The organism is Sediminibacillus halophilus (assembly GCF_900103695.1).
GTDB classification, from domain to species: domain Bacteria; phylum Bacillota; class Bacilli; order Bacillales; family Amphibacillaceae; genus Sediminibacillus; species Sediminibacillus halophilus.
The window spans coordinates 770,295-791,351 of sequence record NZ_FNHF01000001.1 but is presented as its reverse complement, the minus strand read 5'-3'; the positions used below and the strand labels follow the sequence as shown (position 1 = coordinate 791,351).

18 protein-coding genes, 1 pseudogene and 2 riboswitches are annotated in these 21,057 nt (G+C 42.7%); of the genes and pseudogenes, 11 read left to right on the top strand and 8 right to left on the bottom strand.

Annotation, left to right across the window (positions count from 1 at the left end):
• Positions 1 to 242: 242 nt before the first annotated feature.
• On the bottom strand, positions 243 to 1,004 hold the full coding sequence (locus tag BLR82_RS03985) for an ABC transporter permease (protein ID WP_074597685.1): 762 nt from the start codon (positions 1,002 to 1,004) through the stop codon (positions 243 to 245).
• Positions 1,001 to 1,732: an ABC transporter ATP-binding protein gene (locus BLR82_RS03980; RefSeq protein ID WP_074597684.1), complete on the bottom strand. Its 732-nt coding sequence runs from the start codon at positions 1,730 to 1,732 to the stop codon at positions 1,001 to 1,003. The genes BLR82_RS03985 and BLR82_RS03980 overlap by 4 nt, the downstream gene beginning before the upstream one ends.
• Before the next feature lie 214 nt (positions 1,733 to 1,946).
• A riboswitch (TPP riboswitch) is annotated at positions 1,947 to 2,047 on the top strand.
• Positions 2,048 to 2,114: 67 nt separating this feature from the next.
• On the opposite strand from BLR82_RS03980, the gene thiT reads away from it, so the two are divergent.
• The 3 genes from thiT (at position 2,115) to BLR82_RS03965 (ending at position 5,431) form a co-directional block, all read left to right on the top strand.
• The gene (gene thiT / locus BLR82_RS03975) at positions 2,115 to 2,723 is read left to right on the top strand and encodes an energy-coupled thiamine transporter ThiT (RefSeq protein ID WP_342721133.1); all 609 of its coding nucleotides are present in this window, start codon (positions 2,115 to 2,117) and stop codon (positions 2,721 to 2,723) included.
• Between the two features lie 41 nt (positions 2,724 to 2,764).
• Positions 2,765 to 3,979, top strand: coding sequence for an EAL domain-containing protein (locus BLR82_RS03970; RefSeq protein ID WP_074597683.1), 1,215 nt, complete (start codon positions 2,765 to 2,767; stop codon positions 3,977 to 3,979).
• 291 nt (positions 3,980 to 4,270) lie between these two features.
• A complete protein-coding gene (locus BLR82_RS03965; protein ID WP_074597682.1) occupies positions 4,271 to 5,431 on the top strand; it encodes an endo-1,4-beta-xylanase in 1,161 nt (386 codons plus the stop codon).
• A gap of 200 nt (positions 5,432 to 5,631) precedes the next feature.
• Here BLR82_RS03965 and BLR82_RS03960 read toward each other — a convergent pair.
• The 3 genes and pseudogenes from BLR82_RS03960 to BLR82_RS03950 form a co-directional block, all read right to left on the bottom strand.
• Positions 5,632 to 6,667, bottom strand: a pseudogene (locus BLR82_RS03960) (serine hydrolase domain-containing protein).
• Positions 6,652 to 6,909: a hypothetical protein gene (locus BLR82_RS03955; RefSeq protein ID WP_074597681.1), complete on the bottom strand. Its 258-nt coding sequence runs from the start codon at positions 6,907 to 6,909 to the stop codon at positions 6,652 to 6,654. Before BLR82_RS03955 ends, BLR82_RS03960 begins: the two are co-directional and overlap by 16 nt.
• Before the next feature lie 3 nt (positions 6,910 to 6,912).
• Positions 6,913 to 8,469, bottom strand: coding sequence for an ABC-F family ATP-binding cassette domain-containing protein (locus BLR82_RS03950; RefSeq protein ID WP_074597680.1), 1,557 nt, complete (start codon positions 8,467 to 8,469; stop codon positions 6,913 to 6,915).
• Positions 8,470 to 8,635: 166 nt separating this feature from the next.
• Between BLR82_RS03950 and BLR82_RS03945 the strand changes: the two genes are divergently transcribed.
• The 4 genes from BLR82_RS03945 to BLR82_RS03930 all read left to right on the top strand — a co-directional run bounded on the left by BLR82_RS03945 (position 8,636) and on the right by BLR82_RS03930 (position 13,220).
• A complete protein-coding gene (locus BLR82_RS03945) occupies positions 8,636 to 11,818 on the top strand; it encodes a DEAD/DEAH box helicase (RefSeq protein ID WP_074597679.1) in 3,183 nt (1,060 codons plus the stop codon).
• A 22-nt stretch (positions 11,819 to 11,840) separates the two neighbouring features.
• Positions 11,841 to 12,038 (top strand): hypothetical protein, encoded by a 198-nt coding sequence (locus BLR82_RS03940; RefSeq protein WP_074597678.1) that lies wholly within the window; start codon positions 11,841 to 11,843, stop codon positions 12,036 to 12,038.
• Between the two features lie 442 nt (positions 12,039 to 12,480).
• Positions 12,481 to 12,675, top strand: a complete 195-nt coding sequence (locus BLR82_RS03935; RefSeq protein ID WP_074597677.1) for a DUF2197 domain-containing protein — start codon at positions 12,481 to 12,483, stop codon at positions 12,673 to 12,675.
• A gap of 29 nt (positions 12,676 to 12,704) precedes the next feature.
• On the top strand, positions 12,705 to 13,220 hold the full coding sequence (locus BLR82_RS03930; protein WP_074597676.1) for a GrpB family protein: 516 nt from the start codon (positions 12,705 to 12,707) through the stop codon (positions 13,218 to 13,220).
• Between the two features lie 19 nt (positions 13,221 to 13,239).
• Here BLR82_RS03930 and BLR82_RS03925 read toward each other — a convergent pair whose 3' ends face one another.
• A complete protein-coding gene (locus BLR82_RS03925; RefSeq protein ID WP_074597675.1) occupies positions 13,240 to 13,623 on the bottom strand; it encodes an SET domain-containing protein in 384 nt (127 codons plus the stop codon).
• A gap of 148 nt (positions 13,624 to 13,771) precedes the next feature.
• Here BLR82_RS03925 and BLR82_RS03920 point away from each other — a divergent pair, with 148 nt between their 5' ends.
• Together BLR82_RS03920 and BLR82_RS03915 are read left to right on the top strand one after the other, a co-directional pair.
• Positions 13,772 to 14,272, top strand: coding sequence for a GyrI-like domain-containing protein (locus tag BLR82_RS03920; protein WP_074597674.1), 501 nt, complete (start codon positions 13,772 to 13,774; stop codon positions 14,270 to 14,272).
• Between the two features lie 50 nt (positions 14,273 to 14,322).
• Positions 14,323 to 15,090 carry a VOC family protein gene (locus BLR82_RS03915; protein ID WP_074597673.1) on the top strand — a complete coding sequence of 256 codons (768 nt, stop codon included), beginning with the start codon at positions 14,323 to 14,325 and terminating at the stop codon, positions 15,088 to 15,090.
• Between the two features lie 110 nt (positions 15,091 to 15,200).
• On the opposite strand, the gene BLR82_RS03910 is transcribed toward BLR82_RS03915, so the two are convergent.
• Positions 15,201 to 16,616, bottom strand: a complete 1,416-nt coding sequence (locus BLR82_RS03910) for a Na+/H+ antiporter NhaC family protein (protein ID WP_074597672.1) — start codon at positions 16,614 to 16,616, stop codon at positions 15,201 to 15,203.
• A 147-nt stretch (positions 16,617 to 16,763) separates the two neighbouring features.
• Positions 16,764 to 16,860, top strand: a riboswitch (SAM riboswitch).
• Positions 16,861 to 16,943: 83 nt separating this feature from the next.
• Between BLR82_RS03910 and BLR82_RS03905 the strand changes: the two genes are divergently transcribed.
• Together BLR82_RS03905 and BLR82_RS03895 are read left to right on the top strand one after the other, a co-directional pair.
• Complete coding sequence (locus BLR82_RS03905) at positions 16,944 to 17,696, top strand: SDR family NAD(P)-dependent oxidoreductase (RefSeq protein ID WP_074597671.1); 753 nt, start codon at positions 16,944 to 16,946, stop codon at positions 17,694 to 17,696.
• A 539-nt stretch (positions 17,697 to 18,235) separates the two neighbouring features.
• Positions 18,236 to 19,561 (top strand): Na+/H+ antiporter NhaC family protein, encoded by a 1,326-nt coding sequence (locus BLR82_RS03895; protein ID WP_074597669.1) that lies wholly within the window; start codon positions 18,236 to 18,238, stop codon positions 19,559 to 19,561.
• 506 nt (positions 19,562 to 20,067) lie between these two features.
• Here the strand turns inward: BLR82_RS03895 and BLR82_RS03890 are convergent.
• A complete protein-coding gene (locus tag BLR82_RS03890; RefSeq protein WP_074597668.1) occupies positions 20,068 to 20,949 on the bottom strand; it encodes a LysR family transcriptional regulator in 882 nt (293 codons plus the stop codon).
• Positions 20,950 to 21,057: the final 108 nt, after the last annotated feature.

Sequence of the window (21,057 nt, the reverse complement as noted above, 5' to 3'; positions counted from 1 at the left end):
TAACTAAGGGGTCAGTCCCCAATAAACGAATTTCTTACGTGCCAATCCGCTTTAGGGACTGACCCCCCGATGGGGATTGTGCGAGTCTTTTAAGGGACTGAATGTGGACAGGCCGGGGATTAGGGAGAGTGAAGGTGTGTCCCCGATTCTATGGAATTTCTCATCAGTTAGGTTAAGGGGTCAGTCCCTCCTACGGTGCCTGGAGACCATTTTCGGGGCGGGAGGGACTGACCCCAAAATCTTTATTCTCTCATTCTGCTTTTGACCAGTTGCATGCGTTCGTTGAACAAGGTCGGATAAGACATGTAACCGAGCAAAATGCTGGTGACCACTGCTGTTGTCAGGATCAGAAATAAAATTAACAATTGAAATTGGACGGCTTGGACTGGGTCTGCACCTGCTATGATTTGGCCGCTCATCATTCCTGGTAGCTGGACAAGTCCGATTGTTTTTTGACTCTCAATCGTAGGAATGGTACTTGCTTTGATGGAAGTGATCAGTTGGCGATGGATCGCTTGTTTTGGCGTACCACCCAATGAGAGGATCAACTCGGTTTCGTCCTCGTGGTCTTCCACTTCGGCCGTAAATCGATTCAAAAACAATATCGACAATACCATGGAATTCCCAATAATCATTCCACTGATTGGAATGATATATTGGGGAGTAGGTGGTGTGATCGAAAGCCCGAGCAAAATACCTTGGGTAAGCACTTCCACAACTACAAAGGTGAGAATCAGTTTCCAGGTAATCCCCTGAATCGATCTGCCTTTCCGTCTTGCGTTTTGTGTAGCTGCCGCAATCATCAGGACGATCATTAATAGAATGTAGAGCATGTTTTCAGCATCAAATACATACTGCAATAGATACCCAACCGCTAGCAGCTGGATAATCGAGCGAATCGCAGCGATAATCGTATCCTTTTCCAGTTCAAGTCTCAATACTTTTGATAATAAAAGCGGAATAATAACAAAGATCAGTGCAAGGGACAATGTAAGATAATTCATGCATTTTCCCCCTTCACAAACCGTTTGACCTGTTCATTGGAAGGATTGTTCAACAAACTGCTATCCCCTGTTTCTACCACTTCCCCTTCAATCATCACCCAAGTATAGTCACCGAGGCTTATCGCCTGCTGTAAGTTGTGTGTGATCCAAACGATTGTTGTACCATAGTTTTGATTGATTCGAATGATCAGTTCTTCGATATCTTGCTGCGAAACACGATCCAGCGAAGCTGTGATTTCGTCCAACAGCAGCACATCAGGACGATTAACTAAGGTACGGGCAATCGACAGCTTTTGCCGCTGACCGCCGGACAAATCCTTAATGTTCTGTTGTATGCTATCCCGCTTCAGTCCGACTAAGTCTAACAAATCCAATGCTTCATCCTGTGCTAGTTCTTTTCCCTGCAGCTTGAGCGGAAGGGATAAATTTTCGAAAACACTCCCATTGATCATGGTGGCACTTTGCAAAGCCACTCCTACTTTTCTCCGGAGCTCTACAGGGTTATATACTTCTATCGGTTTTTCTTGCACATAGATGTTACCGGATGTGGTCGCGCGCAGCCCGTTAATCAACCGGAATAAACTGGTTTTACCCGCGCCGGACGGCCCGACCAGAGTCGTGATTCTTCCTTCTGGAAAGGAGCCTGTTACCTGTTTCAGTATCTGCTGGCCGTCAGCGGAGTACGATACGTTTTCTAGGCGAACAGCTTCTGTTTCTGTCACTGGCATGATGATTCTCCTTCTCTCTATTTTGCTAGTACAAACAGTATCCCCGATGAAAACTGTTTCTATTTTCTTAAAGCGTCAGCATTATTTTATCAAACTTATTGGAAATTTGTTGATTGAGAACATTTAAGAAGTGATTGTGAATGGAAAGCAAACCTCTACCACACTCAAGGAGAATCGGTTATAATAAAAGAAGAGCAACACAAAATTACATAAGCGAAACCACAAGGGGAGCCTAATGCTGAGAGTGAACGAGACTGTTCTGACCCTTTGAACCTGTTAGTTAATGCTAGCGCAGGGATGTGGATGATGGTGGATCGGATTCTGGCTGTCTGTATACATGTTCTCCCTTGGTGTTTCGTTTGGAAAAGGGGAGTTTTTTTATATGTTGAAGAAGTTGGGATTGGTTGCATTGATTGAAGCTTCATTTTTCGCTGCACTGGCATATGTTTTTGATTTGCTTCCTTCAATCAGATTGTCACCATCGATTTCCATCTCGTTTGCCATGGTACCAATTTTCCTGCTAGCCTTTCGAAGGGGTTTCCTAGTCAGTGCTTTGGCGGGCTTTATTTGGGGACTGTTGCAAGTAGCGCTGGGGGATGCGGCACGCTCATTTCTTACGCCATTACAAGGGTTCATCGAGTATTTTGTTGCTTTTGCATTTATTGGGTTTGCCGGCTTTTTTTATCAACCGGTTCAGACAGCATTTCGCAAAGGGAGAAAAAAAGCCGCTTTATGTTTGGTGACTGTTGCTGTTTTTGTCGGCACTATCGCCAGATATTTTTGGCATTTCATTGCCGGCTTTATATTTTGGGGTGAATTTGCGCCAGAGGGCATGAACCCTGTCTGGTTTTCCTTTGTTGCCAACGGGGTGACTTCGCTGGGCGCCGCGGTGTTGTGTTCCCTGTTGACGGTATTGATTGTAAGCAGTGCGCCGACATTAATTCGGCACAAAACCACTGCCCCTGTTTTTCCCCCGAAAAAAGCTTCTTGAGAGAAAAAGAATAGAATGATAACGGAAGGTAGGGGTAACTCATGGATCCATTGGATATACTGGACAATTTAGAGAGTATAAAACCTGTCTACCAGCCGATTGTCAGCGCGATTCGTCATACGGTAGTAGGCTATGAAGTGCTGGGCAGATTCAGAAACAAAGAAGAATGGGAGAGTCTCGGCCCTTTTTTTCATGATCCGGAGGTGCCGGAAGAGTTTAAGGTGGAAGTTGATCAACATTTGCTTCAAATCGCTTTAACGGAAATGCTTGACGCGGAAGCAGATGGTTATTTATTCATTAACCGGAATGCCAAGCAGCTGATGGTCAATGATGGCGAAGATCTATTGCAATTGCTGCTTGATTTCGAGGCAAAAGGTTTTTCGATGAACCGAATTGTCATCGAAGTAACGGAGCATGATTTTGATGAGGCATTTGAAAACTTGAATCATCTTCTGCTTTATTATAAGACTTTCGGCATTCAGATTGCAGTCGATCATGTTGGAGCGAAAAGCTCTAATATTGACCGGATTCGTCAACTGGAACCGCATATATTAAAAATAGATACAGATATCATCCGTAGACACAATGCAGATGGTTTTCAGGATATCATGCATTCGCTTTCCATGCTCGCCAGGCGGATCGGAGCAGCTTTATTGTTTGAAAACATAGAGGATAACTTTCAGCTGCACTTTGCCTGGAAACACGGCGGCCGTTTTTACCAGGGGTATTATCTGGCGAAACCCGGTTTTGCTTTGGACGGTCAGTCCGTATTAGGGATAAATGTGACAGAAAAAGTATCCGAATACATCCAGCGGGAAAAGCAACTGGTGGAACAACGTTTGCACCATGTGTTGAATTGGGAGCAAAAAGTGAAAAGGATTCAGTCTCAGTGGGAAGGAACCAAAAAGGCTGATCACTTCATCGAAGGCTTGACCAGTGACTTTGAGGAAGAGAGTTTTCGGATGTTCATTTGCGATAGTGATGGTCACCAAGTATCTTCCAACTTTCGGAAAAGAGACGACCATTGGGAGATGGAACCTGATAAAAAAGGATCGAACTGGGCCTTTCGCCCTTACTTCCTCGAAAATACCATCCAGATGAAAACATGGAGCAGGGGGATACTGTCCGATATCTATTCGGATATTGAAACAAGAGAAATGATTCGAACTTTTAGCTTTCCGCTGACAGATGAGTATTTTTTATTTATTGATATCCGCTATGCTTTTTTATTTGAGAACGAATCGCTGCTAATCTGATCAGAGCAGCCATCACGTATAAAATCAGCTATGAGCCTGGCAAATGTCGGGCTTTTTTTGATGGGCAGAAGGCAGGTTATTAGGCCGGATGAAATGGAGATATATAGTTCCATTTACTTATTTTTCTAAAAAGTTAGTTCGTTCAATTGATAAACAAAGTGAAGCTGTTTATAATGAAAGGGCTTACAAATAAGGGGAGGCAGTTTATACTATTGCTTCTCTAAGTTTATAATACGGGAGGGATGGAGGAGGGTTTTGTAACTTATTATTTTTAAAAGGAGGAAATGGTTGATGCTACAAGTCCTACGAAAACCTATAATTGCAGGCCTTGCCTTTTCTTTGCTGGTTCCTGTTGGCGCTCGTTCTGTGGGGGCAGAGCAAACAGAAAGTGCTGCTAGTGCCTTAGAAGTTCCATCTATCCAGGAAAGATATCAGGATTCCTTTGCCATTGGAGCCGCTGTGGAGCCTTATCAGTTGGAAGGAACACAGGGAGAAATACTTAAACACCATTATAATAGCATTGTTGCGGAAAACGTCATGAAACCGGTCAACATTCATCCGGAAGAAAAGCGTTATGATTTTGAAGAAGCAGACAAGATTGTACAGTTTGCCAGGGAAAATAACATGGAAGTCCGTTTCCATAATCTCGTCTGGCACAGCCAAGTACCAGAATGGTTTTTCCTCGATAAGCAGGGGAATAAGATGGTGGAAGAAACAGACCCGAAGCAACGGGAGAAAAACAAGCAGTTACTATTGAAGCGGTTGGAAAAACATATAAAAACTATTGTGAAGCGATATAGAGATGATGTAGATTCATGGGATGTAGTCAATGAAGTAATCGATGAATATGCTTCTAATGAGCGCGGACTGCGTGAATCCCCATGGTATCAAATAACGGGGACCGACTATATTAAGACTGCCTTTGAAACAACCAGGAAATACGCTGGCGAAGATGCAAAACTTTATATCAATGACTACAATACAGAAGTAGAACCGAAGCGCACGTACTTATACAATCTTGTTGTTGACATGCTCGAACAAGGTGTTCCGATAGACGGTGTGGGCCATCAATCCCATATTCAGCTTGGATGGCCATCCCTTCAGGAGATGGAAGATTCGATCAATATGTTCGCAGATCTGGGGCTTGATAACCAAATCACCGAACTCGATGTCAGCATTTACGGCTGGCCACCAGTTCCAGCATACCCAACATACGATGCCATTCCGGACAGTGTCTTTACAACCCAGGCACAGCGCTATGATGATTTGTTTGCATTGTATGAGAGACTGGAAGATAAAATCAGCAACATCACCTTTTGGGGAATTGCAGATGATCACACCTGGCTTGATGATAGGGCCGAAGAGTACAATGGTGGGATAGGAAAAGATGCTCCGTTCGTATTTGACCCGGATTATAATGTGAAACCTGCCTATTGGTCAATAATGGACTGAAAAGGTAGTGAAGAAACACATAATGTTAAGGACTGCCTGGAACTCGGCAGTCCTTAACATTTTAACCGATTCCCATATATGGAGCTTATGATTCCATTCGGTTTAAAGGAGACCGCCTTCACACTTATGTTAATACAACAGATCAGGTAACCATCCTGCACTTCATGATTGCATACCCAACCTTATAAAAAGCAACACACTCAATGCGGTTTTGTTAATTGAGGAAGCAGTCGCTTGTATACTTGGCCGATTACACCTTTCAATTGGTGGACACCCTGGTCTGCATTCGTCATGATAACCGCCCCCGTTCCCAAGGAAGGATAAGCGACAAGCATTGATTGAAAGCCAATTCCCCAGCCGAGAGAAGAAATCTCTTTTTCTCCCTCGGCCCAGTCCAAAAACATACCAAGGCCAGAAAAGGGAGCGCACCCTTGGGGGGGAGGACATTTCTTCTGCAAGAGAATGTGAGAGTACTACGGAGCTTTTTCCGACCGCTGCAAGAAGGAATTCATTCAATAAAAAATTCAAATCAGTAGGGGTTGTCCATAAACCTGCTGCTGCAGGAAATGGATACTCCGGATATTTTTCATTCACAGGCCGGCCAACCTTATTGTGACCGGAGGAAAGCTTTTCTTTTTCTGTTAATGTATATGTACTGTTTTTCATACGCAACGGTTCAAACAATTCCTTTTTCATTATTGTTTCAAAAGATTTTTCGGTAATATCTTCTATCAAAAGCTGAATAATGCAATAGCCAGCATCTGAATAATGAAAAATATCCCCTGGTTTTTCTTTGATATGGACTGGTTGGGGGCAGTAAGCGGTTTTACCTATTAATACATCTTCCATAAGGGGTAAGCCTTCAGCTTTGTTAAGAGGGCCGAAGCTTTCTTCGGGATCTTTTATTCCTGCTTGATGGCTTAGCAATTTGCGTAGTGTGACTTTGTTTGTTTTTGTAAGGGGTGATTCGGGTACCTTCCAGGAGACTAGTTTCCGATTCACATCCTCATCCAAGTCCAGGATTCCTCTTCCAGCGAGTTTCATTACAAGCATGGCTGTGACAAACTTACTGATGGAGCAAGCGCTGAATAACGTTTCAGGTTTTACGCGCTGGTTTGTACCAGCTTCTATGATACCGAAACATTCCGTTGATTGAAGGTTATACTTCTCGATAATCGCCAAACTCATTCCAGGAACAGTGGATTGCTCCACCAAGGATGCTAACTGTTTACCCATTTTTTCATCTCCCCATCTGCATTTCTTTCTATTGTATAATAAGAACATGAGTTCGTAAAAAAGATAATAAAAAGTTTTGTTAAGGCATAAATATAGAACCATTTATCAAAAGCGTCCAACAGAGCTGGAATCAAAGCCAGAGCATCCCATTCTTTAACATCGATAATACAAAAAACCGAACGAGACTCGAAGCATCGTTCGGCTTTTGCTTTGGCAATTATCTTTTGGGTCGTTGTTATCATTCGTTAAAACACTTTCGTCGTCCAATCTTCACAATTCCATTTATCCGTGACAATTCCCTCGTAAAACTCCGGCTCGTGAGAAATCAGCAATACACTCCCTTTGTATTCGGAAAGGGCACGCTTCAATTCTGCTTTTGCATCAGGATCAAGGTGATTGGTCGGCTCATCCAAAACGAGAAGATTCGTTTCCTTGTTGAGCAATTTGCAAAGGCGTACTTTGGCCTTTTCCCCGCCACTGAGGACTTGTACTTTGCTTTCAATATGCTTTCTTGTAAGTCCGCACTTAGCCAGTGCAGCTCGCACTTCCTGTTGGGTGAAGTGCGGGAATTCGCTCCATATTTCTTCAATGCATGTGTTGTCTGACTCTTTTTTTAACTCTTGTTCAAAATAACCTATATGGAGATGCTCGCCTAATTGAACAGAACCTGAAACAGCAGGGATTTCTCCAAGAATGCTGCGCAGCAAAGTCGTTTTACCAATTCCGTTTGCTCCATATAAAGCTATTTTTTGCCCGCGTTCCATGGAAAGATTTAAAGGACGGGATAAAGGTTCATCATAACCGATGACCAATTCGTTCGTTTCAAACAAATACTTACCAGGAGTCCGTGCTGTTTGAAATTGAAAGGAAGGCTTCGGCTTTTCTGCATCGAGTTCGATAAGATCCATTTTATCCAACTTTTTTTGGCGTGACATCGCCATTTTGCTTGTAGCAGCGTTTGCTTTATTGCGGGCGACGAAATCCTTTAAATTGGCGATTTCCTTCTGCTGCTTTTTATAAGCTGCCTTCAGCTGCTGTTTTTTCATCTCATACACACGGAGAAATTCATCGTAGTCTCCCGGATAGCGATTTATTTGCTGGTTTTCCATATGGTAGATAACATTTACCACACTATTTAAAAACGGAATATCATGCGAAATAAGGATGAAGGCATGATCATATGCCAGTAAATAACTTTTCAACCATTCGATGTGTTCGACGTCCAAATAGTTGGTTGGTTCGTCGAGCAGGAGGATGTCCGGTTTTTCCAGAAGCAGCTTAGCCAGAAGCACTTTAGTACGCTGGCCGCCGCTCAAATCGTGTACATCCCGTTCAAGTCCATAATCATTCAGGCCGAGCCCGTTTGCTACTTCTTCAACTTTGGCATCGATCGTATAGAAATCATTATTGGTCAGGGCATCCTGGATATGCCCGGTTTCTTCCATGATCGTTTCCAGTTCTTCCGGCTCCGCTTCTCCCATTTTTGCATAGAGAAGATTCATCTCTTCTTCCATGTCATATAAGTATTGAAAAGCGGTTCTCAGCACATCACGAATCGACATCCCTTGTTTTAGATCGGCATGCTGGTCGAGATAGCCGACTCTCGAGCGCTTGGACCAGGTAACGGTTCCGGCATCTGGTTCTAGTTTGCCAGTGATAATATTCATGAAGGTGGATTTCCCTTCACCATTGGCACCGATCAATCCAATATGTTCGCCTTGCAACAGGCGAAACGAGACATCGTCGAAAATCGCCCGGTCTCCAAATCCATGGGTCAAGTTAGCTACAGTCAATATACTCATTGTAAACACCTTTTCTAGTTGTTATCGTCTTTCCTATTATAAAGGGGATTGGATAAAAGCGATAGGGGGGAGAATAGACAGCGAAGTGCCAGCAAGACAGAGGGTCATGATATAATGATAAGCAGCACTTTTTACAATACCCTTTTAAATGATGGAGGGGCACTCAATGAAGCTAAACCTTACCCAAAAAAAGATCAAAGATAGATGTGGTACAGTCTCCTTTAGAAGTGGGGAGACTTTCTTTCGCAGTCGGAAAGTAGAACTGACTGCATCCCAACCTGGGAGATGGGAAGCAATCGTTATCGGCAAGGAAGACTTCCATGTATTAATTGAAATGGACAAAAATGGAGATATCCGTACTTCTTGCAGTTGTCCATCTTTAGCGGGATTTCCTAAAGACTGTCAGCATATTGCCGCTGCCTTGCTCGCAATCGAACAAAATGAGGCAGATGCTCAAGCATCGACGCAGGGGGGAAGTGAACTGACTGATAACCTGGTTACCTTGTTTAAACAGCCGGAGGTACGTCCAGCAAGTCAACAGTCCCATTTTGAAAATCGTCAACTGTTGGATGTCCAATTCACTTGTAAGCTTGTTAGTTTACCTGGAGCAGAGAATTATTTTGTTATTGGCCTGGCTGTATCTAATTATAAAGTGAAAAATATTCCAAGCTTTCTGCGTCAATTACAGGATGGGAAACCGGTGTTGCTGTCTCCCGCTTTGACGATCGATATGCAAATGCATTGTTTGACGCAGGAAGAAGATGCTGTGCTTAAGCATCTGACTGATGTCATCCAGGATCAACGGGAAGATATGGATAATACGGAAAATGAATTCTTGCCGATTCCGCCATCAGCCTGGGAAAAGCTCCGTTACCTCTTACAGACAGTCAAACATGTTGAACTTGAATACCTAAGGCAAAAGTACCCATATTTTGAAGCATCTGAGGAAAAATTACCCCTGCGTTTTGAATTGGTTGAATCGGAGGGAAAGCAAGGTTTTTTACATGTTGAGGGTTTGGAGAACATCGTGCTGGTGGAGCCTTATCAAACCGTACTTGCGGAAGGGAAACTGATAAAGGTAGAACGACATGACTGCAAGCGTCTTGCAGAATTGATGCGGATGTTGGGGCAATCCGGAACAAAAAAGATCCCGATTGAACGTGGACAATTCTCGTTTTTTATCGAAAAGGTTGTGCCTGGACTGAAAAATATCGGCATGGTAACCATTTCGGGAGGAGAGCATCTTAGTCTTGCGAATAAGCCTCTTATTGCAAAATTGTATTTGGATAGAGTGAATAGCCGTTTACTTGCAGGCCTGGAATTCCATTATGACCAAATTGTGATTAATCCACTGGAAGGACGGGAGCTTGCTTTGCATTCTTTAATTGTCAGGGATAGCGAAAAAGAGGAAGCGATTCTACAGTTAATGGAGGGCAGTCTGTTCACCAAAACAGATAGTGGCTATTATTTGCATAACGAAGAGTTGGAGTACGACTTTCTTACCTATACTTTGCCTGAACTCCAGAAATTGGCCAGAGTCTATACAACAACGGCTGTCAGGGTCCGGGTTGTAAAAGAAAATATTTTTCCGAGAATCAGGGTCAAGGTACATAAAGACCGCATGAATTGGCTGGAATATAAATTTGAATTGGATGGGATTGCCGATGACCAGGTTAAAGAGCTGTTGCAGGATTTAGAAGAGAAGCGTAAATATCACCGGTTAAGAAATGGTTCACTGCTTTCATTGGAAACGAAGGAATTCCAAGAAATCAGGCGATTTCTAAATGATGTTCCAGATGGGGAAGGGAACATAGAAAACGGGTTGAAGATCCCATTTGAGCAAAGCCTTCAGCTGCTTGATCAAGTAGACAGTAATCCGGTCCTGTTAGTGGAAGATTCTTTCCGGGCATTTTTGAGAAGTATCAGCCGGCCAAATGAGCATGCATTCGACTTGCCACCTGGTTTGGAAAGGGTGCTTAGGGAATATCAGATTCGAGGCTTTCAATGGTTGAAAACATTGGCATTCTACGGATTCGGTGGTATTCTTGCCGATGATATGGGCCTTGGGAAAACGGTGCAGGCTATCACATACTTATTGTCTGAACAAGAACGGATTAGGAAGCATCAGCAGCCGGCATTGATTGTTTGTCCTTCTTCGGTTACTCACAACTGGCTCCATGAATTGAAAAAGTTCGCTCCCGACATGAATGCCATGGTCATAGAGGGAGAAAAACAAACGCGGAAAAAAATCATCGAGCAAGCGTGTCAGCAGGATATCCTGATTGTCTCTTATCCTATTTTGAGAAGAGACATCGCCGAGTTGGAGAAGGCTGCAGTTTTTCATACCGTTTTCTATGATGAAGCACAAGCGTTCAAAAATCCTGTTACCCAAACGGCACGTGCAGCAAAAAGGGTTCAGTCAACTCATCGATTCGCGTTGACTGGCACTCCCGTGGAGAATACCTCTGAAGAACTATGGTCCATATTCCATGTTGTTTTCCCTAGTCTATTTCAAGGACTTCGGACGTATAGTTTTTTGTCTAAGGAAGCAGTTGCCAAACGGGCCAAACCATTTATTTTACGTAGAATGAAGACAGATGTACTTGCTGAACTTCCAAAAAAACGGCAAAGCATCGATATGCTAGAACTGCTCCCTGAACAGAAAAAACTTTACGCAGCTTATCTGGCTAAGCTTAGGCATGATACCTTGAAACACTTGGATAAGGAGACGCTCCATAAAAATAAAATAAGGATACTGGCCGGATTGACGAGGTTAAGGCAGATTTGTTGTCACCCTGGTTTGTTCGTTGATAATTATCAAGGAAGTTCGGCAAAATTCCGTCAGTTGTTTGAATTGATAAGAGAGGCAAAACTAGCCGGAAGAAGATTACTGGTGTTTTCCCAGTTCACCAAAATGCTCGATTTAATCGGAAGAGAGTTGACTGCCAGGGGATGGACATTTTTTTATTTGGACGGGCAGACTCCGGGACACGAAAGAGTGGAGACTTGTGAAAGGTTCAATGAGGGGGAACGGGATCTGTTTCTGATATCCATGAAGGCGGGCGGGACTGGACTCAATTTGACAGGTGCCGATACCGTTATCTTGTATGACAGCTGGTGGAATCCAGCCGTCGAGGAACAGGCAGCGGATCGTGCTTACCGAATTGGCCAGCAACGGGATGTTGAAGTGATTAAACTTGTTGCCCGAGGAACGATTGAGGAGAAAATGAATGATTTGCAAGAGAAAAAACGGAAAATGATTGGCGAGATACTCGATTCAGATGCAAAGCAAGAAGCATTGCTTACAGAAACAGATATCAAAGAATTATTGGCGTTCAACGAATACTAAACATGACAGCATATTTTAGAAGATGTTTTCTGCATGGATTTACAAGCAGCGGTTGGCAATAGCCAGCCGCTTTATTATGTTTGCTTTACTTTACGTTCTATTTTTTCTTATTGCCTATCCTTCTATGAAAACGATCGAGCAATTTGTGGTTGCCAATAATCGTTGCCCGGAAGGCCTTTACTATTATGAAAGGGAAAACAGTAACGACATTATAGCTTAAATCTAACTGATTAACAGTATAAATGTCTTGAAAAAAGACAGCATGTTCATGGTATGTACAGTGGGTTGCCTGATTGGGGAGGAACAGAGAGAAACTTACATTGAACGGTAGGGTTAAATATGGGCTTATCTAAAGGTTCCTAAATAAAAAAATCGATAACTCCAAGAACCCAGGCAAGCCAAAATTTTATCCCTTCATTTTAAGCGAAAATTCGATTAAAGAAGTCCATTCCGCAATACAAAAAATAATCTTGTTAACCATAATTGTCGCTCTTCTTATTCAGCGATGAACTTTCACAAGGATAATTTTCTTTGTAGGATATCCTGTACTTCTCGCCGACCAAGAAGTTTGCACGATGAATAATTCTTTCTTCCATGTAATCTTTAAAGGAAAAAGCAAAGAAATGACGAAATAGATATAAAAGAGGAAAGGGGGAGATTTGGTGGAAACGACTTGCTTTTTCTGTAAAAAGGAATTCACCATTGACTATTCGGATGACCAGTATTTAAAAATCAAAAAGAATCCCCAAGCCCGGTACGTATGTAAAAACTGTAACCGGTCGATGCAGCAGGAAGCACAGCAGTCAACCGGATTAAACCCTGACACAATAGATAAGTATGATAAATTTTTTCGTTAACAGAAATTGAAACGAGTAAGGAGGGAATTGTGCGTAACGTTGAAGTAGTACCTTACAATGATCAATGGCCTAAATTGTTCTTGAAAGAGGCAGCGGCGATCAAAGAAATTTTCGGGGACGAACTGATCGATGTTCATCATATTGGGAGTACATCTGTTCCTGGTTTAGCGGCAAAACCGATTATCGATATCATGCCGGTAGTCCGGAAAATCGAGAATGTAGACAAATACAATCAACAGATTGCTGCAATCGGGTATGAGGGAAAAGGAGAATTCGGCATACCGGGACGCAGATATTTTCGAAAAGGTGGCGAAAATCGCAGCCACCATGTACATATCTTCCAACAAAGGGATAAAGGGGTGAACCGGCATCTAGCATTTCGTGATTTTTTACGGGAGCATCCCAATATTGCCCGGAAATATGGGGCGAAAAAACAGGAATTAGCCGCGCAATTTCCATCTGACATAGAAGCGTATAGGAATGGAAAAGATCAGCTAGTTCAGGAAATTGAGCAAAAGGCGCTGGCATGGTATCAGAACAATTGAAGACAATCCCAACACGTGTTTACTCGTTTTCCATGTTAAACCAAAGCGGATCATCGTTATCTACATCGCCATTATAATTAATCAAAATTTCTTCTCCAGCTTTAATATCCTTATGGGCGAAGTAGTCAAAGGTATGCTTGGAAAAATTGATATCATAATCTGCATTTGGCTGGTAGGAATGGTTGAACAGCATGCCATAACCGAGAACAACCGCCGTGTGATTTTTCCCATATTCAAAAACATAATCATCCAGAACTGTTTGCTCGATGTATTGATGCTGATCATTCGGATAAGGAATGACAGGTGCCTCGTGGATGATTTCCCCTTTGGAAATATCACGAGTGGCAAAGACACCACGGTTAAATTCCCCATCACTGATCTTAGATGTTCTTATTTCAATCATGCATATACCTCCAAAAAAATATTTATCTATACACAATGACACCAATCATCAAGTAATGCAACCATTTTTGGATATTCTTTTGAGGGGGCAGTTTTTTCATGTCGGAAAGAAAGCGCGAGGAGCATAAAAAAGAAAGGGTGAAACGGTTTTGAAAGAGAGCTATAAGCTTTTGGAAGTACCGGGTTATCGAGCAGTAGGATTAAAGTGGGAAGGGGCTTACAAGGATGTTGGCCAATTAAAACAAACGATCCGACGTATGAATGAAAGAGTGGGGGAACTTGATAAAGCGGTTGAGCCTGATGTTCAACTGGGGCTGTCTTATCATCTGCGTCCTGATGGTTTTGTTCATTATTCTGCTTACAAAGTAAGTGAGGAACAGCAGGTTCCAAAGGGAATGGTGGAAGTCAGAATTCCCGCAATGACTTGTTTATATACGGAGCACCAAAAAGGGGAGGTTATTGGAGAAACATATTGGAAATTGAATCTTTGGCTAAAGTCTAGTTCATACCGTCCTTTTAAGGAAAAGGGTGCCGTTTATTACGACGACTTGCCGATAAAGCATGAAAGATATCCGGCAGACCGCGATGAGGAAGATCCGCATTTTTCCATATTGATTCCGGTAGTCAAGCGAAATGAGACTAATGACTGACATAACCTAAATGAATTTACCGACTTTTGGATAAGGAAGGGGGAATCAAAATGAATGGGAAAACAATCAATCAACCAATTATCAGCAAGGTTGGTGGTGCATTGCTTCATGTGGAAAACCTAAAGAAAATGGCTGCCTGGTATGGGGCATTGTTCAATATCGATGTCACAATTGATAAAGACATCCCGTTCTATGTACTCGATATGGATAATAACATCAACCTTACGCTTGATGATCACCGCAACCTACCTAGTGTTGGTAAAAGGTATCCAATCTGCCAGCTGAAGACAAAGCATATAGAAACAGCTTACAAAGTGATACAGGAAGCAGGAATACCAATTACCCTTGATTTACAGCGTCCACATCCCGGCTTGGCCTACTTTAACACACAGGATTCGGAAGGAAATCTCTTGATGATCTGTGAATCAGACTGGATTAATCCAGCTCCCATTAAGCAGAATGATACTTCGCATCCGATCAAGAACCATTTAAGTAATATAATCATTCCTGTTTATGATTTGGAAAGGGCGTCCGAATGGTATAGCAAAGTGCTCGGCTTTCCGATAAGAAAAAATCACCAGATTGGTGGTCCCGTTAACTCGTTCGATTATGAAGAAGGCACTGGGATACTGCTCGATGACAACCGAAACAATCAGGACTTAACTGCCTTTCCAGGTTTCATGTTAAAGGCGCAGGATATTAATGAAGCTTTATCCTATGTTAGGAAGAGCCATGTGGATGTTGTAAGAAATGTCCAACATGACCATTACTTTGTCATCAAAGACATCGAAGGAAATTCGATCATGATTAGTACATGAGAAAGGTGGGAAGATGTCTGCGAGGTGAAGCTTTCAATCTTCCCTTCCTTTCATTTTCGGAGGTGTACGGTTTCTTGCATCCAGTTACCGGATTTCTGTTTATTCTCCCATCAGGTGTAGAAAAAACCTGCTGCAAGATAGCACAGAGCGGCTACTCCGGCTCCGGCAGCGCAAAATTTCAACTTATAATAGGCATATTCAACCAGCGACAGCTCCATAATGGAGGCTGTAGTAATCGTTGTATCTCCAAGTGGGGAAGTCATCGCACCGAATGAACCGCTGGCGAACACGGCGCCTACTGTCATTACAATCGGTGCATCGGTGGCTGCGGCCAGGGAGAATCCTAAGGGCATAAACAATCCCCACGTACCCCAGGAAGAGCCAATAAAATAACCTACAATCGATCCCAGAACAAATAAAATTGCCGGAATTGTAAATGCAGGAAGAAAATTGCCCAGCGTTGAACTGACGAACTGTGAAAAACCTAAATCCTCCGCATTCAGTGATAAAGCCCAAACAAGAATCAACAGAATAATTGCTTGCATCATTTGGTTACCGCCATCCACGAAATGATACAGCAATTCATTTAACGGTAATTTGCGTATTGCATAGAAAAGGAACGTTACCGTCAAAGTTAAAAACACTGCCAGCAGCATGACAAATGTTGCATCGGCTTTCGTAAACGCATCGAACACCGTTTCCGCCCCTTTTGAAAGGCCATCCTGCCAAAGCAAATACAGTGACAAACCCAAAAGCAGAAATAACGGGACGATCAGATTCCAAGGCTGGGCTTTTACCAGTGATAATTCTTTATCAATACTTGCACGGTGAAAGGGATGATCTTCGTCAGTATCCCCTTTGTTCGGTTCTTTTTCAATGGCTTTAGAAGACCAAAACGTACGAGCGAGACCGAACAGAAGCATGATGATAGCAAAAAAATTAAATGGAATACTCATTAGAAATACGCTATAAGCGCTCATTTCCAAACCATTTTTATGAATCCCGTTCTCAACAAGTGAGACCATAAAACCGACAAAAGCGGTCGCGACAGGCAAAAGGACAATAACGGATGAAGTAGAAACATCCATCGTAAATCCGACCTTTTGTCTGGAAATACTCCATTTGCCCAACAATGATTTAACAACGGGACCAATCATCATAATTCGGAACATCGGCATCATAAAAGTAAAAGGCAGGGTCAACCAGATAAGGCCTAATAGACTCCGCTGAGAATGAATTTTTCCCGCTATCCATTCCGCGAATCCTTTAATTCCCCCTGATATGGTCATCATCCCGACCAGTCCACCAAATAAGTATAAAAATCCAATAATCTTGATATTAGTTTCGTCTGATAGCGTTTCAACCATGTAAGTGACAGCTTGCTCAGATCCACTTAACCATCCAGCTTTTAAAAGGATAGAACCTAACAGAACACCAAGAACAAGACCAGGCAAAATTCTCTTTAACCAAATCGACAGGGCGATCACAATAGAAAACGGTAAAATGGAAAGCCACTCGAATGACAATTGGATCCCTCCTTACGTTGTCTTAGGATTCCCATAATAAGATCTTCGATACCTGTCCATCTGTATGGCCACGGATTAGGAGGAATAAGCAATTCACACTTGACAACTAGGAATAGTTGCAATTAAGATATTTAATACAATTGTATAATCTTATCAAGAGAAGTTTAGGGAACTGGCCTGATGACACTTCAGCAACCTCTGTACGCAGAAAGGTGCTACATCCAGCATTCTTGAGAGATAAGAGTTAGCAGAACCTTCCATCTTTCTCGGAAGGTTTTTTGTGTGTTAACGAAACCGTTTTGACTAACAAGGAAAGGAGGAAATTGAATGAGCCAATTGAATGGAAAAATAGCCGTAGTGACAGGCGGTGCCAGAGGAATCGGCAAAGAGATTGTCAAAAAGCTGGAAGAGGCAGGAGCTATGGTGATCGTTGCCGATAAAGGAATACATGCTGATAAGCCTCAAACTCTTCACTTTACTGTGGATGTAACGGACAGGAGAGCTGTGGAGCAGTTTTTCCAATCCGTCACTAATAGGTTCGGTTCCATCGATATTTTGGTGAATAATGCCGGAATATCCACGATGGCAGAAGTGCTGGAAATGGAGGAAGAAGACTGGGATTCGGTCATGGATGTCAATGCGAAAGGGGTATTCCTTGCCAGTAAGTACGCTGCAAGACAGATGAAAATAGAAGGGAATGGCGGCAAAATTATCAACATATCCTCTCAGGCAGGAAAAAACGGATATCGGTACATGGGGAGTTATGTTGCTTCAAAACATGCAGTCCTTGGATTGACAAAAGTTATGGCTTTAGAACTTGCAGTCGATAATATCCTCGTGAATGCTGTTTGTCCAGGCATTATTGAAACCGAAATGAAACGTACTGAACGAATCTGGGGAGGCAAGCTACGCGGTGTGGAAGCAGCAGCGATCGAGGCAGAAGATCATTCCCAAGTCCCTTTGGGAAGAACGGGGTCTCCAAAAGATGTCGCAGAGGCCGTATTATTCCTGGCATCAAATGCCGCAGACTATATAACCGGTGAAAGTATCAATGTTACCGGTGGAATGACCATGAATTAAGAATAGGTTTCTTCCAATTTTTGCTTTAGAAAAAAGATAAACTGCGAACTAACTTGAATGAGTTTTCCTGACATCCAACCTTTATGGGGTGAGAGAACAGCGCTGCGGAAATACCCTGCGCTTTCCGCGGGCGGCTGGTGAGCTTCCTTGAGCTAACGCTCTCCGGGATCTCACTCAAGCTGCGGAAAATTGCGAGATCCTTAAAAATGAAGCCTGCATTTTCTACATGCGGTGAAAATTCAAGGGAGATTATCCATATCCTGTGGAAAGGAACAGTCTGAAGACCCTGCACGGCTGGGTCTGCTTCTCCCTGTTAAGCTCTGCAGCGGGCTTCCTCGATCCAAGGAACGAAGAGGCAGATTCATGCAGCAACCTGGCTGAAGCGTTCCCCACGGAAAGCGAGTGTTTTTTTCGCAAGGCTGGATCAGGACTCATTTTTATAAATAAGAGAAAGCAGTGTGAAAGAGGCCTAGCACACCTCCGTTGGGCAAGAGAAGCATTCCATATAATTAGTTGTTATGAAAAGGAGGACGAGAAAAATGAAAAAAGAAAAGATAGAAGGTAATCCGTATGCATTGCTGCCGTTTCTTGTATTTGTATTGTTATTTCTCGGGACGGCATTCATCACGAAAGACTTTAGCAGTATGCCAGTGGTAGTGGCAATTTTGATTGCCGGTTTGTTTTCATTGACAATGAACCGTAAAGAAAGCTTTGCCAAAAAAGTCGAAGTGTTTTGCAGGGGTGGAGGCGACCATAATATTATTCTGATGGCACTTATTTTTATATTGGCCGGTGCCTTTGCTTCCGTGGCAGAAGCTACAGGTGGAGTTGACTCGATTGTCAGTTTGGGCACCTCGATATTACCGGCGAATTTGCTGCTGGTCGGTTTATTCGTAGTCAGTTGCTTTATCTCTATTTCAATGGGAACATCCACTGGGACAACTGTCGCCATTGTGCCCATAGCTGTGGGTGTGGCGCAACAGACCGGTATCGATACAGCAATGGCGGTCGGCGCAGTCATAGGTGGTGCCATGTTTGGTGATAACTTATCGATGATTTCTGACACAACCATTGCAGCAGTTAGAACGCAGGAAACCAACATGAAGGAGAAGTTCAAATCGAATTTCTTTATCGTTCTGCCAGCGGCTATAGTAACGGCTTTGATATTGGCGTTTATTCCGGTCGGGGAAGCAGCTGTCAGTCCAGAGCAAAGCTATCAACTAATCACAGTCCTGCCATACCTGGCGGTTCTTGTCATCGCCCTGCTTGGTGTGAATGTACTGCTGGTCCTTGTCGGGGGAATCGTCTTTTCCGGCATAGTCGGCCTGGCAAATGGCTCCTTTGATTTTTATGGCCTGCTAGGTGTCATTGGAGATGGGATAGTCGGAATGGAAAACTTAGCAATCATCGCGATCTTGATCAGTGGCATGGTGGAAATTATCAAATATAATGGCGGAATCACATTCCTGTTAAATTACATTGTCAGCAAAATTAAAACCAGAAGGGGAGCGGCTTTCGGAATTGCCGGCTTGGTTAGTACGGTCGATGTTTCTACTGGTAACAATACCGTGTCCATTTTGATGTCCGGTCCGTTGGCAAAAGATATCTCGACGAAATATGGAATAGAGCCTAAGCGATCTGCAAGTATTCTTGACCTGTTCTCCTGTTGTTTCCAAGGTCTCATTCCTTATGGCGGACAAATGCTTGCTGCAGCGGGGTTGGCCTCGATTTCGCCTGTGTCCATCGTTCCATTTACCTTTTATCCAATGTTAATCGGGATCAGCGGGATTATTGCGATCCTGATTTTGTTTCGAAAAGATACTGACTTAGCTAATGAAGCTGTAACAGAACAACAAGTCCAGTAAGAGCTGATCTCTACCAACAACTAGAACACTATCTAGCAGGTTATCCAGCAAATCGCATTCTTCATGTAGACAAAATATGAACAATGATTCGAATACATTCGGTTTTATTTATCGAATCAACTGGCAAATAACAAAGCTTCCTATCTTTTTATTGATTAGAATGAGAGTGGTAAGTACCCCCTACGCTCTCTGAAGAAGCCTGTGGAAAGAGCACAGTAACTTAGCGGTCGGTGTGATTGGAAGCGCCCATTCAACAGTGAATAAAGGTAACTATCTATGGCGGATTTCCTTTATTCACTGTTTGTTTTGTTTAAACAATGGTAATTTTATGCTTCCTACCCTGTTATGCTTCTACATGCAGAGTAGTGTTATAACGAAGCCACTTTTTTATTAGCCTGTCTATCTTAAGAATTCGCTAGGTCGATTTTGACGCGAATTTAAGGAGACGAACGGTCATAATCTTTGCAAACAAGTTTCCGTAATTCGAAGAATAGAGCCTATCACTTTTAACATCTTTTCATTAATTCTGCTCGGAAGGTTTGTACATTTTGTTTTTGAAGCATTATAGGTGAATAAATGCATGATAAGGTACGTTTGAAAGAATGATCCTTCAATTCGATTATTGATAGGTCTTTCTGTATGACATCTCTTTGGATTACACTCTCGGATAGTAATGAAATCCCTATACCTTCGGTGATGAATTCCTTGATTCCTTGGCTGCTGCTAATGCTGTGCTGCGCCTTAACTTTTATTCCGAGTGAACGAAGGACATGTTCAAGGTAAGCACGAGTTCCTGACCCTTCTTCCCGTGTAATCCAAATCTGATTTTGAAGATCATCGATGGTAACCTTCCCTAGACTGTTCAGGTGATGGCTGCTAGCAGCCACAATGAATAACTGATCCTCTGTGAATGGTTCGACAATCAAGTCTTGATCACTCGTCTGTCCTTCTATTAACCCTGCATCCACATTCAATTCCCGTACAGATCCAATGATTTCTTCGGTGTTGCCGATTGTTATTTTCAATTGCAAATTTGGATAGTGTTTTTGCAGATCCACAAGCACAGCTGGCAAAATATATTCACCGATCGTAAAGCTTGCCCCTATCCTTAACTCTCCTTGTACAGCATGGTGGTGTGCGAGTATTTCCTGTTTCGTCTGCTCATAAATTTGAATGATTTGTTTTCCACGATAATAAAGCATTTCACCTGTAGGGGTGATATGAAACTGTTTGGGGCTTCTCACAAATAATTCCGTTTCAAACTCTTTCTCTAAGTTTTTGATATGTAAGCTTACACTGGGCTGTGAGATGTGCAACAACTCGGCAGTCTTGGTGAAATTTTTGGTTTCTGCTGCAGTAAGGAAGGTCTGGAGTGCATCATATTGCATATGTTTCGCTCCTTATCATTATTTTTTTTAATAGTAAAGATTACAAATATTTATTTTACTAATGGTTGGTCTTTTTATAAAGTTAAACTAGTTAATTTTATAAGGAAG